General features: G+C 35.2%; 11 protein-coding genes and 1 riboswitch. Of the genes, 6 read left to right on the plus strand and 5 right to left on the minus strand.

Annotation, left to right across the window (positions count from 1 at the left end; genetic code table 11):
• Window positions 1-97 precede the first annotated feature (97 nt).
• On the plus strand, window positions 98-2,686 hold the full coding sequence (locus V7164_RS05805; protein ID WP_335353606.1) for a hypothetical protein: 2,589 nt from the start codon (window positions 98-100) through the stop codon (window positions 2,684-2,686).
• Between the two features lie 140 nt (window positions 2,687-2,826).
• Here V7164_RS05805 and V7164_RS05810 read toward each other — a convergent pair whose 3' ends face one another.
• Entirely contained in the window at window positions 2,827-6,984 is a 4,158-nt protein-coding gene (locus tag V7164_RS05810) for a S8 family serine peptidase (protein ID WP_335353607.1), read from the minus strand.
• 317 nt (window positions 6,985-7,301) lie between these two features.
• Between V7164_RS05810 and V7164_RS05815 the strand changes: the two genes are divergently transcribed.
• The 5 genes from V7164_RS05815 (at window position 7,302) to V7164_RS05835 (ending at window position 9,967) form a co-directional block, all read left to right on the plus strand.
• Window positions 7,302-7,454, plus strand: a complete 153-nt coding sequence (locus V7164_RS05815) for a zinc-ribbon domain-containing protein (RefSeq protein WP_335353608.1) — start codon at window positions 7,302-7,304, stop codon at window positions 7,452-7,454.
• Between the two features lie 39 nt (window positions 7,455-7,493).
• A complete protein-coding gene (locus V7164_RS05820; protein ID WP_335353609.1) occupies window positions 7,494-7,688 on the plus strand; it encodes a hypothetical protein in 195 nt (64 codons plus the stop codon).
• Window positions 7,689-7,919: 231 nt separating this feature from the next.
• Entirely contained in the window at window positions 7,920-8,825 is a 906-nt protein-coding gene (locus V7164_RS05825) for a hypothetical protein (RefSeq protein WP_335353610.1), read from the plus strand.
• Window positions 8,826-8,905: 80 nt separating this feature from the next.
• Window positions 8,906-9,319: a hypothetical protein gene (locus V7164_RS05830; RefSeq protein WP_335353611.1), complete on the plus strand. Its 414-nt coding sequence runs from the start codon at window positions 8,906-8,908 to the stop codon at window positions 9,317-9,319.
• Between the two features lie 288 nt (window positions 9,320-9,607).
• Entirely contained in the window at window positions 9,608-9,967 is a 360-nt protein-coding gene (locus tag V7164_RS05835) for a hypothetical protein (protein ID WP_335353612.1), read from the plus strand.
• 198 nt (window positions 9,968-10,165) lie between these two features.
• Window positions 10,166-10,259, plus strand: a riboswitch (cyclic di-GMP riboswitch).
• Between the two features lie 739 nt (window positions 10,260-10,998).
• Here the strand turns inward: V7164_RS05835 and V7164_RS05840 are convergent.
• The 4 genes from V7164_RS05840 to V7164_RS05855 all read right to left on the minus strand — a co-directional run bounded on the left by V7164_RS05840 (window position 10,999) and on the right by V7164_RS05855 (window position 13,744).
• Complete coding sequence (locus tag V7164_RS05840) at window positions 10,999-11,520, minus strand: competence protein ComK (RefSeq protein WP_335353616.1); 522 nt, start codon at window positions 11,518-11,520, stop codon at window positions 10,999-11,001.
• Between the two features lie 39 nt (window positions 11,521-11,559).
• Window positions 11,560-11,811 (minus strand): helix-turn-helix domain-containing protein, encoded by a 252-nt coding sequence (locus V7164_RS05845; RefSeq protein WP_335353613.1) that lies wholly within the window; start codon window positions 11,809-11,811, stop codon window positions 11,560-11,562.
• A 299-nt stretch (window positions 11,812-12,110) separates the two neighbouring features.
• Window positions 12,111-12,602 (minus strand): sigma-70 family RNA polymerase sigma factor, encoded by a 492-nt coding sequence (locus tag V7164_RS05850; RefSeq protein ID WP_335353614.1) that lies wholly within the window; start codon window positions 12,600-12,602, stop codon window positions 12,111-12,113.
• Between the two features lie 281 nt (window positions 12,603-12,883).
• Window positions 12,884-13,744, minus strand: coding sequence for a hypothetical protein (locus V7164_RS05855; protein WP_335353615.1), 861 nt, complete (start codon window positions 13,742-13,744; stop codon window positions 12,884-12,886).
• Window positions 13,745-13,800: the final 56 nt, after the last annotated feature.

Here is a 13,800-nt window from a genome sequence, read left to right on the forward strand (position 1 = left end):
TTACTTTAATATATTCCTTGTAGGGGCAATTCACCAGCCTTACATAATGTTGGTATATTACAATAATAATATAAATATCTATCTAGGGGGATTTATCTTGAACAAGAAAAAGGCAATTAAAGTACTTAGTGCAACAGCAATCGCAGCATCTGCATTCGTTGCAACAGCTCCAGCTGGCGCTGACGCAGCAGCAAATGATGTTCAAACTTTAGTGAAAAAAGCTAAGGATGCTGGCACAGTTTTAAAATGGGCAATCTCTACAGAAGGTTCTGCAGATGGAAAAACTCGTCCATATGCACAATACAATGCAGCGAAAGCAGCTCGTGATGCAGCAGTAAAAGCAATCAACAAATTACCTGCAGCTCAAAAAGCAGGATACCTTGCTGACATCGAGCAAAATGTAACTCTACATATTAATCGTACAATGGCTTACATCGATGCTATTACAGCTGGTGAAAAAATTACTGTTAAGAAACAAGCTCTTGAAGCACAAATCGAGAAAAACCTTATTGATGACAAGACAGAAGCTGCATACCATGCGCTATCTACTGAAATTCGTAAGCAAGCAATCCTTTTAGACCGCGTTTACGGACAATCTACACGTGATGAAATCCGTGCTCAATACAAAAAGTCTGCTGAAGCAGTACGTGACAGCGTAAAATTCGAAGTATCTGTAAAAATCGAATTAGACTTAGCGAAAAAAGCTCTTGATGCTAACAACTCAGCAGATGTAGAAAAGCACCTTGCTGAAGCTGCTAAGTATATGAAAGAAGTAAAAAATACAGCTATGAAAGCTACACTAGTAAAAACTTTAGAAGAAGTTGAAAGTCAATTAACTCCTAAAGTGAAGTCTGTTAGTGCACTTAATGCTAAACAAATCGTTGTTAATTTTACTTCTGCATTAGCTGAAGGAACAACTGAAGCACAATTAAAAGACGCTTTTATTCTAGAAAATAAAACAGATTCAGCGGCAACTCTTTCTGAAGATAGAAAATCTGTTACTTATACTTTAGATAGCACGGAAGTAACAAATGCTAAATTAACTGTAAAAGCTCTTGATACAGCTAAAAAAGCTGCAGATAACTCTGTAATTCAAACTGAAGAATTCAATACAGTATTCTCATATGATGATGTTGTAGCTCCAGCAGTTGCTAAAACAGAATTCACTCATACTTCTGATACAGCTGCAGACTTAACATTAACATTCTCTGAAGAACTATCTTCATTTGGAACTATCTCTGTAAATGGTGTACAAGTTTCTCCGAAATCAAGCGATCTAACTAAAGGAGAAGTTGTATTAGGCGATTTAGAAGTAGGTAAAACTTATACAATTGATATCGTAGGTGCAACAGATGATGCTGCTGGAAAAACAAATAGAGCAGAACATCTTACACTTTCTTTAACGGTTCCAGCTAAAGTTGTAGATTCTACTGTTCCAACGGTTGCTACATCTACAAATGGAAACAAGTTAACATTAACTTTCTCTGAAGAAGTAACTAAAGGTGCTGTTTCAATTGGTGGGACTGCAGTTGCTGCAAATGACATTACTACAACAGACAATAAAACTTTTGTAGTAGATGTTCAAAAAGCAAATAGTGGTGCATTTTTTGCTAACAATACAAACTTCTTTACTTCAGAAGTGATCGTTAAAGGATTTGCTGATAAAGCATCAACTCCAAATGAAATGAAAGAAGTTAAATTTAATTCTACATTTACTGCTGATAAAACAGCTGCTTCATTAGTAAGCGCAGAAGCAAAAGCTGATGGTAAATTAGTTCTTTCATTCAATGAAGATGTTGTTTCTCCAGCAAACATTGCATCATTAACTGTTAAGTCAATTGATGGAATCTATCAAAGCTCAACTTCATTAACAGTAACTGCTGCAGCAAATCCTGTTGTAGATGGAAAAACAGTAACTAATAAGCTTGAACTTACTCTTGCTGCTGGAACGCAACTTGAAGTTGGCAAAACTTATGTTCTTGAGTTAGCTGCTAATAAAGTAGAAGACAACTACACAAACAAAAATGCACAAGTCATTACACTTAATGTTGTAAGACCTAAATCAGCTGATCAAGAAGCTGGAAAAGTTGTTACAACTACAATTAGTGAAGATAAAAATGTGATCACAGTAGCATTTGCTGGAACACATGCAGATGGAATGACTGATTCTGTACTATCTCCATCTAACTACACAATTGGTGGAAAAGTTCTTCCTGCAAACACAGACATTAAGTTTGTAGATAACAAAAATAAAGTGGTTATTACATTACCAGAAGGTTTTGTAACTGTTGATGGAACATTTACATTCACTGCTTCTAACTTAAAAGATGCATATGGAAACACGCTAGCTGATGGAGAAAACACAGCTCAATTAGCTTTAACTGAAAACATTGCTCCAACTGTTAATTCTGCATTAACTGTAAACGGAAGTAATGTAGCGGTTGTTAGCTTCTCTGAAGCAATTCAATCAGCTGATATCGATGCAGATACTGTCTTATTCGAAGGTATCGAAGTAAAAGTTAATGGCACTTCAGCTGCATTTACACCAGCTATTGAAGGTGGTAAATTGAAAGTTACTTTAACAAACGCTGTTACTTTAACAGACAAAATTACAGTAGATTTCAAGAATGCTGAATTAACTGATGCTAATGGCAACCAAGTTAAAAACGGTGTTGCATCTAACTAATAAATAAAAGAAAGAGAGTTACCGTTACTTGCGGTAGCTCTCTTTTTCAAATTAGAAAATTACATTACTTGTTATATTAAATCTATTAAGGGAATTTTCACAAGCTGAAACTGGTAATTCAAACTATCTAATATTATTATTTAATAGGCAGAAGGTACAGGTGCTGCAGACGTTTTTACATATTGAGTATATGTCCGCTTGTTTCCTACCGTGTCTTCGCAAATAAATGTTACCTTGGTTCTACCTGCTAGTGGTCCATTGAGATTAATTGAAAACTCGTTATTTTCATTTGTATCCACTGTTGCAATCTCCTCTGAGCCAACAAGAACCGTTACAGTTCCTTTTTCATTAAGTGTACCTTCTATTACTACAGTATCATTATATATTGAATTGACTTTCAATGTAGGTGCAGCTGTGTCTTTTAATACTGTTATAACTTTAGTTGCACTTTTATTGCCTGATTCATCTTCGGCAATAATACCTAGCTTTGAACCTATTGCTAAAACCTCTTCTACCTGTATACTAAACTTTCCATCTGAATCCGTAGCACCTGAAATAAATACAGGTTCTTCAATCTTTCCGTTACGGCCAATTTTATATATATTTATTGTACTAGCTTCATTTACAGAGCCAGTAAGGAAAGATGAAGTCCCGTGATAAAACGGATCTAGTTTTACAACAACTGGAGCTGTCTTGTCTTCTACAATTACATTTTGCTCTATTCTATTATCAGCAAAGTCAGTTATTAATACTGTAACATTAGTACCAGCTTTTTGCTTAGGAATAGAGATTTTAAAATTACCAAGTGCATCAGTTGATACAGCTGTTCTGTTTAACGCAGTATCTCCAACTTTTAGCTGAACTTTTGCTTCTTCGCTAACTTTACCAACTACAGCTGTGGAATTATCTGCAATTGAAATAGAAATTAATTCTGGATTAATGGTATCATCTTTAACAACAATTGTTACGATTTCGCTTTCTAAACCTTTTGGTTTCGAAAAGTCTTTAGCTTTTAGTTCAATATTTGTATTTGTTGTTAGGCGATTGCGTAAAGTTAATGAAAAGTTTCCTTCTGCATCAGTAGTTACAGTTGAAATTACTTTTCCGTTAACTGCGGCTGTGACCGTTGCACGCTCACTAACCTTACCTTTAATCAGTTTACTTGTATTAAACACATCGATAATACTATCTTGAATTATGATAGGTTTAGTTGCATCTTTCGCTATATAAGTTTTTTCTGTTTTGTTACCTATTGTGTCGGTTAATATGAAAGTTACTTTGGCGTTTGGTAATAGTTTAGGGATTGTTACTGAAAAAGAACCATCTTTTTCAGTAACAATTGCGTCACCAATCGAATTACCGTCCACTTTTACTTCTACCGTTCCCGCCTCATCTAATTTTGCAGCGATTGTTTTTTCTCCACTATCATCAATTTCAAGAATGGCTGGTTCTACAATGACTGGTGCCTTCTTGTCTGGTACAACAGTTGATAAGGAATCTTTGCTAACGTTCTCATCTTTATCGGTAGCGACAATTTTGACTTTTGTTGTACTCGTTAATTTCTCAAGTAATTCGAACATAAATTTATTTTTTGAATCTGTTGTGATAGGCTCAACATTTAATTTTGACCAAGTTTTATTATCAGGAGAAGTAAAAATGTCTATCACTGCACTTTCACTAACTTCTCCTTCAATATAATTAGACGTGTTATAGATTGGATTTACTTTCTTGATAACTGGTGCAATCCCATCTTTTATGGTGAAATTAATTGTTGTAATATTTGCTGAAGCAGCATTATCCGTGAGTTCAATGACCCCAGCAGTTCCTTCTGCTTGCTTCCCAATTGAAATTTTGAATTTCCCATTTACATCGGTCTTACCCACATATGTCTTTCCAGAGATAGTTATCTTAATAGATGCTTCCTCAGTTACTACTCCTTCAGCAAAGGTACTAATATTAGTAGCATTTAATTTCCCTACTAGTTCAGGTTTAACCGTGTCCTGTTTGACAATTAAAGTAATTTGTTCGGAAGTCCTTAGTCCTAATTCAGCTCTAACGAAAAATTTAGTATCAGCTGTTTGTTTGGATTTTAGTTTTAGATTAAAGTTCCCAGCTTTATCAGCTGTTCCTGAAGTAATTGTCTTATTATTTATATCCTTAACCGTTACTTTTGCTCCTGGATCTGAACTGCCCTTAATGTATGGGCTACTATCAAACAATTCGTTAATCTCAAGCTTAACAGGACTTATAGATTCAATCAGTTTTTTAGCGTCAACCATTTTTTTAGAAGTAGTCATGCTCGCGCCAGTTACAGTTTTACCTGTTTTTTTAGTTAAATCAATTAATTGTTCTGGTGTAAATTTATCGTTAACTCCCATAGCTAAGGCAACAGCACCAGTAACATGTGGTGCAGCCATAGATGTACCGTCAAAAAATTCATACTGCGGGTAGCCAATCGGAAATTCTGGATAGGATAAATTCACTGCTGTATGTACTCCTAGGGGAGAATCAGCATTGGCATCTATGAGATCAGCAAACATCACTTGGCTAATTTCATATTCTTCACCATTATAAATTGTTCCAGATTCCCCCATAACCGTTGAAGGTAACGGAAGTCCTTCATGAAAGAACTGAATACCAAGCGTTTGAGTTACAAGGTCACTGTATTCATTCCACCATATTGCATCTTGACCAGATAAGATAAGTTTCCCACCATTTTTTAAATATGTGTCCAATGATGATAAATCATTTTCTGTTAAAGTAGGCGTAGGCCATTCTCCATAAGCATCACCAGTGAACCAGATAACAATATCGAACCCTGTTAAATTTGGGCCATCAGTATTTGTTGCAACTGTTTTAACCTGATATTGGTATCCTAAGTCACTAAGTAATTCTTCATATATAGAAAGATATGACTGGTGAATAGTATCGGACTCATCATCCTGAACTAACAAAATATTAGAATTCGTCGTGGCATCTAAAAATTGCAATGCTTTTTGAAAAGCATCTTTTCTCTTAATAAAATTGATCATGTTTTCAAAGCCGAACCCATTAAAAATAGCTTTATAGTTTGGACCTATTATTTCAGCTGCAGCCCCAAATGAAGGCGTTTGAAATGGCACAGTACTCAGAATATCTACTCCGGGTGCCGCAATATCTACGCTCGTTCTGCCATAGTTTGAGAAAGATGCTTTATTTCCCTTGCTATCAACTGCTGAAACACTCAATATATTAGAGCTATTATAACTAGCAGGGTAATATGGAAGACTATCATTATTCTTTCCATAATTTCCAGCAGCGGCTATAAAAAGCATTTCGGAACTCTCTATAGTTTCCTTTAGAAACCAATCGTCCCCGTAACCTCCCCAACTATTATTTGAAATCTTTACACCTTTTTCCTTAGCGTAGTTAATAGCTTGAATAGCACCAAAAGTTGATCCACCTTCAGGTCCAAGAAATTTTAAAGGCATAATTTTAACATTAGGTGCAATTCCGGCGACACCTATATTGTTATTTGTAGTCGCTGAAATTGTCCCCGCAACATGTGTTCCATGCTCGTCTCCATCAATTTCATCATATACAGTATTATCATTATTGAAAAAGTCATAACCATTTAAGTCATCTATATAGCCATTCCCATCATCATCTACACCTGCTATTCCATTTGCTTCTGCCTCATTAGTCCAAATATGCTCTGCTAAATCTGGATGAGTAGTTTGCACACCTGAGTCAATTACTGCTACAATTATTTCATTCAATGGTTTTTCTTTTATCAAATTCCAAGCTTCTGGTAGATTAATATCTACATCACTTTTTCCTCTAATCTCATTAATATACTGACCTGTATTATGAAGACCCCATAATTCGTTTGAGTATGGATCATTAAAAATACTTGATGGATGATAAAGATAGTTAGGTTGTACAATTTCAATATTAGCATCATCCGATAATGTTTTTATAAAACTACTTGTTTGCTCAGTCTTAGGTACCTCTATTAAAGTAATTCCTGATGGTAATTCTTCTTTGACTTTATAGTTATGTTTTTTTAGAAGTGACGTTTTGTTTGTTCTTTTTTTGAATTTTACAAGTACTTCTCCATCAATATAAGGCTGGTTCTTCAAATTAATATTGTTATTCTTTCCGTTAAATTCCTTATACTTGTTTAAAGCTGCTGTGTTTTTATGAGTATTTTGTTCCTCATTTGCCAGTGCAGACGATGCACCTAAACTACTAAATAAACACGAAATTACAACCCAACATCCTAAACCTAATGAAGTAATTTTCCTTTTTATCCTCAAAAAGCTCATCTCCCTGATAGTAACTTTGAAATCCCAAAAAGAGTTTATCAAATAATATGTCTACAATCTAGTTAAATTTTACTATATGGGAAATTCTTAGAAAACCATCATCGGAGAAGTTTTTTCAAAACTGTGGAGTTGCTGTTGCATGAATTATAGAAAACAATTTTGAGAACAAGCTGTAGGATTGACTGCCCTATCAAGCAAATCTTCTTTTTATTAATGGAGTTCACTTAATATTCTTGATGAGAATTGATATATCTTTTGTAATCTATGGTAATATTTACATATATAAATTGTTTAAAGGTGTGGTTCAAATGTACTGCCATCAATGTGAAGAGAAACTATTGGAGGATTCTCGATTTTGTTCTCGCTGTGGTACTGAAACACATGAAGATGATATTAAAGAAGAAGCAACTGTAACTGAAACATCGATAGAAAAAGAAGAATTAAGAATTAACCACGATTGAAAGCCTAGAAGAACAAATCAACGGTTTCTAGTTCGAATAATGCCGACCTTAGTCCCAATAATAAGCGTTATTATGGTTGTTACTGGACTTAGTTATTACTATGTTCAAGAAAAGGGGATTAATAGAGAGGTACTAGGTTTTAAAGGAACAGCCGAGGAACTGGCTTTAAACAAAGATTTTGATAAGGCAATGAAACTATTGGAAAAGGCTCAATACAAACGATTAATGCAATAAGGAGTGCTACCCTTGAAATGTTTTAATATAACTTTATTTTCGACTTCTACTTATATGAATATCCCGAACTATTAAAGGTAATTCGGAATAATGTTGATACTGGTTTAGGTGGAATATTTATAATAAACGCTCGGATGATATATTGTTTTTATTGGTAAAAGTAAGGATACAGATTTATGGTTTTAAGTATGTTTCAGTAAAGTGAGGATTATAGAAGAGATGGTATCGTTCATGACCGGGATCATTGGGTTGTTAGGAATAATTACAGCCTTTCTGCTTGTTTCAACTATAATAGCGCTAATTAATAGAAATAGGAAAGCAAAAGGAACTTTTACAAAGGCAATTATTACTTTCATTATTATGTTAATCATAATATATCTAATGCCAAAAGAGATTGTAAATAAAATATCGGAAGAAGTTAACACAATTGATTCGCTAAAAGAAAACAAAAGTGAAGAACCAGAAAAACTAATTGAAAAAGAAACAACTTTAGAAACAAAAGATGGAACCTCAACAGACAAATTATTTGGTTCATTCGATGGATTTAACCCTGTATATACCCTAAATGAAGTAAGGGATGTTAGTACATCAGGGGCTAAAAGAGGAAATCTATATATAACAGTTCCGCATGAATTAAATGAAGAAATTTTGAAAAAGAACCTTCTTCATGCCGCAAAGAAATTCTATGAGCAAGAGAAACCGGATGCATTAATGGTATTTGCATATAGAGAAGGAGACGAACCTGAGAATACCTATTCAGCAGCAAAACTTGTTGTTGCACCGGATGGTGATTGGTCTAAAGCAGCGCAAAATAACTCAGTTGACCAATTAAAGTCTACTTTTGATCTATCGCCCTTATATTATAAAGTAGAAAGCAAATTAGAAGTAGGGGGTATTCGATCTTATACTTTTGAAGAAGGTGATTGGATAATTTTATATAAAACACCTCCGTTTTCTCTTGGTGAAGATGCAGTTGCTTTTGAAATAAAAATTAATAATGGGATAATCATAAATTTTGATATATTAAATTCAGAGACGCAGCGTCTAGGGTCAGTTGAAGATACTTATTATTTAGTTTCCTTTGAATATGAGAATAGGACGTATGAAGGTTGGATAAGTGAATATGATATTGATTAACTGGCAACTTAACGAAAAAATATTTAGGAATGGTTTGCCTTATAAGAAGGCTATAAAACTTTTCTCTAGGAGGATATGATATGAGTGAGCTAAAAGCTGAGGAAGTACTAGTAAATAAGAAACCGATATGGAAAAATAAAAGGGTTTTGATTATTGGAATTTTAGTAGTTTTGTTTTTGGCTTTTAAGGTAGGGAGTTCTCCAAGTGTTCCAGAAGGTATCGAAGAAGAACACTATAAAAGTGCATTATGGGTATTTCATGAGCTAAATATGGCTCTTGAAGAAAAAGAGTATCCAAGTGAAGATGTAATAAGTTGGATAAGGGATCACCGTGTAATTATTGAGGAAGATTCCTCCCTTTATACGGTAAAGGAAATAAATATAAATGAAATGCTAATGGTCATGGCTGCTGGTGTAGCCACTATGGATCAAGAACTAGCGTATAAAACCCGTGCTAGTATTGCCGAGTTATTAGAAGTAGATGAAGATTACTAAGCTACTATAAAGGTTTAAAATATCCTTTTTCGAATCTTGGCGTATAACACCGTCCTAAATAATAGTTGGCATAAAAGTGCGGTCACCAGCATTGTATAATTTACTTTGGCCGGCAGAGTGCCCAAACAAAATAGACTTAATGTTATTTACAAATTTGATGACAATCGTATTGTTTATATATAGTACTAGTAGGTATTTAGTCTAGTTGATTGCCATCTAGAATTGAGAATCTTGAAAAGCAATCAATCGGTGGCAATATCATTTTAGCTTAATAAGAAGGTGAAGATCATGATAGAAGTTTTGGTTAAATATATTAGTTTTCCAGATATAGAAGACGGGGTTTCTAGTTTTTATCATTATTCTACTGATAAAGGATGTTCAGAACCAAATAAGCCTTATACAAGTGGTTATTGTCATACTATTGCTGAAGAATTGGATGAATTAGCAGTAAAAGTTGGATTCACAACACGAAGTGAATTTGCAGCAGAGCTTCAAACGAAATATTGGAAAAACGCTTATGGTAAAGAATTGTCCCAATATGTAGGTAAAGCACTAGAATCAACAGGTATTACCTTGAATATTAATGGAACGGATATTATTTTTAAATGTCCAGAAAATGAATTTGTTCTATGGCCAGCTAAAAGGTAATAAGGAACGGAAGGAGGCACGTCTGCCGCGGGAAACCAGGGTGCCTAGTCCGTTCTTGATGCAAAAAACACTAAAGAATTAATCAATAGATAATTGTTGTATTATGTAACATTTTTTGTGAAATCTTGCTAAGTTTCGTTGGCTATTCCTTTTACTATATAAATTATAAAAAAGTAATGGTAATTTTGTTTTTAAAAAATTTGATAAAGGCAAACTTATTGAAAGATGAGGACGCAAAGCCATGGGTCTGTCGTTCAGCTTAGCTATTGAACTATGATCGCAGGTTGCCAAAGTAGCTTTATATAAGTAAAGTGATGGCTGCTCTCTTTATCAGAGACGGCTATTTTTGTGCAACGATTATAGAACAAGTGAATTTTGCTCGCAAAATATGGTGGTAATGCCTTCAAATAACCTAAAGTCATAAACTACTTGTGCAAGAAGCTAGGTGGGGCCATTTGCTCAAGCCCCATTTAAACAATCGTTTGATTGAACAGTCTCAATCCCTTTTCCTACATGGCTTTGAGGGAATTTAATCAAACGTTGATTGATATGTATGTTCGTATTTTTATATCAATTTAAATCAATTGACTAATATTAATAATTATTATGATATAAACTTAGGGAAGCCCGTCCTGTCAGTGCAAGAGAGCATTAATCAAACGATTGATTGAACTGTCCCAATCCCTTGTCCTGCATGGGTTTGAAGGATTTAATCAAACGTTTGATTAATATGTATGTTCGTATTGGTCTATAATATTATCATTTATAGTAAAGGTATAAAAATTGGTCCAGAAAAGGCTAGTAAGAAAGTAAGTGTAATGTAATAATCTTTGAAGTGCCTTTTTACTTTTTGATGAAAAATGATACTATTCATCGATTTAGTATTCCTGAGGGGACAAACTTTTTTACTCTCGATTTTTAAAAGAAAAAGTTCAATCAAACGTTAGTTCATAAGTGCCTCGAAATAATTTTCATAAAAAAGGTGACTAACAGTAATCGTAATGGGCTAAAGAATCAATCCTTCCGTTCCGCTAAGGCAAGTGATTGCCCTTTTTCTTTCGTTGCTTCATACGATGATCATGACCATTTATAATAAAGAATATAGAATCTCTCGTCATTTCCTCTAAATGTTCTGCTCTTTTGATTTTGCAGTTGAAGGAGGATAGTTTCGCTGGGATGGTTATGGTTTGGCCGTTACTGAACGTGATGGTTGTTTGGTTATTGAGGCTGTTTGTTCTCTTGATGTGAACGGGGTTAAACCAGGTGCACTCTTCATGTAGAGCTGATTTGGTCGGAAACAAGACAATTCTGTGGATGGGGTTGACCAGAACGGGGCAATGATGAACATTGCCCAACAGTCGCTTGGATGTTATCATAGCACCTTTTAGATCATAGCCGATGCAGCGAATGCTTTCATCAAGAATTTCTAGTGGGGATTGATCTACCATAAATGTTTTCCTAGTTTCTGTGACAAGTGTGCACATCTTTCCATTACTATCATAAAAACCTGTCATTCGTATAAACTGTTTCGTTATTCTATAGCGAGATCTCATATACAAGTGAATCGGCTCCTTTGGCAGGCAACATGCCTATTAATTTTCATACCTTCCTTTAAGTAAATCATCTTCAATTTCTTTTAGCAGTTCAGATGGGGTAATCTGCAATCCTTTTGCAAGTGAACTGATCGTGCTCAGGAGCGGCACTTGCTTATTGTTTTCTAGTAAACTGATTGTTTTTCGATCTAGCTCGTTACACTGATGGGCAAATTCCTCCTGACGTAAAAGATTTGATTTTCTTAACCTTTTCAAGGTGTGACCTATGTACTTCAAATTTAAAGTTTCCACTGATAGTCTCCTTTCTAAATCCTATTAGATTATAAAGAGACACTTTCCGCCATGCAGAGTAGTGCCCATATGTTTCTCTAAGGCAAAACTATAGTAAAATAAGTCTAGAAATTATAAATCTATCGATTGCGAAACGTTGATATATAAGGGTTATGTGGAATAAGGGATTTAGAATTCATACAAAATCAATAAATGTTACATTATTGTGAATAATCATATTTTTGGTAAAGATGCTGGCGCCACGATATTGAATTTGACTCAAGATGTTTGTAATATGTGGAGCCAGGCACCTTTGGATCTTATAATACAGTATTCACTTTTCTAAGCTTTTCCTTGGCTCCTGTTCGCCAATTTTTCACGGCAGATAAAGATACTTGTTCGATAGCAGCAATTTCGGTGACGGTCAGATCTTTCAAAAATTTATAAAGAACCCATTTTGTCTGGTTTTCAGTTAAATTTCCAGCCTGGCAATAGGAAAGAAGAATATCTTCTTCCATGGAGCAGTAGTTGAACTCATCCTCGATATATTCCCAAAACTCCTCGTTCAAAGGTGCCACTCTCTCCACATTGCGATTTGTTCTCGTCATTTCTGTAAGCAGTCTGCCCCTAATATAAGCGTAAGCAAAGCCCGTGAAGTTCCCTTTCTCTGGATCAAAACGCTCATAAGCCTCCCATAAACCGATCAGGCCAATCTGAAAAAATTCATCTTTGTTCGTGAAGATGTTTAAGGACGAAATAATTTTGTGAATCATCAAAGTATATTGACTTGAAACCTGTTCAAAGCTTTCCATTAGAATTCCCTTCAGAAAGCGCGCTTTACAGTGTATTCCCGGGTTATCTACAGCATACTTAGAAAGCATTTGACCATCGAACAGATCAAAATCCAATTTGAACGCAAAACAGGGGGTGAAAAGTCAAAAAACAGCATCAAAAAGGAACTTTGAACGCAAAATAACGATTTTGGTCCCGATTTGTGCCAAATTGAGTCGAGTGGAAGGGTCCCTTGTCTTAGTGCTTAAAGGAAAAGTCGATCATCGAATAGTTGAACAGGATCATACGTCAGGAAAACCGATTATGTCGCAGTAGAACCAAATATGATGTCTCTAAAAAGCTCGCTCATCCAGGAAGGACCGATAGATTTATCTGTATGTATTGTTACAGGAAAGTCCACTTCGTAAAGTTCTTCGAAATAGAGCTCCTGAAATTTTTTATCTAGAATTCCATAGTAATAGGCAAGGGGCTTGTTGACCTTGGCAGCTGTTTTCATTTTTCGTATGAGCTGTTTCATGGATTGAATGGCTATGGATAGCACTCTTTCCCTGTCGTTTATCCGGTTATGGCGATAAGCAGCAATGCTAGTCATTTTCCAGAATTCCTCAATGCTTTTGGCTTCAGGAAAAAAGTACTTTACCACTTGAACAAAGTCATTAGGCACACGGTCACTTGTATAGGTGTAATCGAGACACGTATCGCCCACGTTACGTTTTTTATTATTTTTATTATTAGTTTTAGAAAGATTACTAGTTTTAATAGGGGAGTCCAATTTTTCTTTCTTAGGTGGTTCACTGTTAGGAAAACGATTGAACACATAAAGGTTGCTGGACTGTGAACCGTTCTTTCTCTCCGTTTCATGGACGGTTATGATGCCAAGCTCAGTGGCTTTTGCAATCATTCTTTTGAAGGTAGAGCGGGAAATTCCGTTGCCGTTGAACTCCTCGTGGATCGCCTTTAACACCGTCCCGATTTTCGCATTACACACCCCCGGCACTTTCGCCGCAAAGCGAATAAGCCGCTTCAATCCGACAAGCTCCCCCTTGGAAAGCTTGTCCTTATGAACCGACATCCACATTTCAATATGCGTATTAAATTCTTCTAAACTCTTAAACTGTGAAAAAGACTCAAACTGTTTGATATTGCCTGATTTTAAATTCATTTAAATGCACCACCCTTTACTTGTTACATATGGATTTAGGGTGGGAAAGGACAGGG

Origin of the sequence: Bacillus sp. JJ1474 (assembly GCF_036965225.1) — a bacterium.
Classification (GTDB): domain Bacteria; phylum Bacillota; class Bacilli; order Bacillales; family Cytobacillaceae; genus Cytobacillus.

What these genes read in the sequence shown, in the direction of transcription:
- V7164_RS05855 (WP_335353615.1), bottom strand. Translation starts at nt 13,744, where the DNA reads ATGAATTTAAAATCAGGCAATATCAAACAGTTTGAGTCTTTTTCACAG.
- V7164_RS05815 (WP_335353608.1), top strand. Translation starts at nt 7,302, where the DNA reads ATGTACTGCCATCAATGTGAAGAGAAACTATTGGAGGATTCTCGATTT.
- V7164_RS05830 (WP_335353611.1), top strand. Translation starts at nt 8,906, where the DNA reads ATGAGTGAGCTAAAAGCTGAGGAAGTACTAGTAAATAAGAAACCGATA.
- V7164_RS05835 (WP_335353612.1), top strand. Translation starts at nt 9,608, where the DNA reads ATGATAGAAGTTTTGGTTAAATATATTAGTTTTCCAGATATAGAAGAC.
- V7164_RS05825 (WP_335353610.1), top strand. Translation starts at nt 7,920, where the DNA reads ATGACCGGGATCATTGGGTTGTTAGGAATAATTACAGCCTTTCTGCTT.
- V7164_RS05820 (WP_335353609.1), top strand. Translation starts at nt 7,494, where the DNA reads ATGCCGACCTTAGTCCCAATAATAAGCGTTATTATGGTTGTTACTGGA.
- V7164_RS05840 (WP_335353616.1), bottom strand. Translation starts at nt 11,520, where the DNA reads ATGAGATCTCGCTATAGAATAACGAAACAGTTTATACGAATGACAGGT.
- V7164_RS05850 (WP_335353614.1), bottom strand. Translation starts at nt 12,602, where the DNA reads ATGGAAAGCTTTGAACAGGTTTCAAGTCAATATACTTTGATGATTCAC.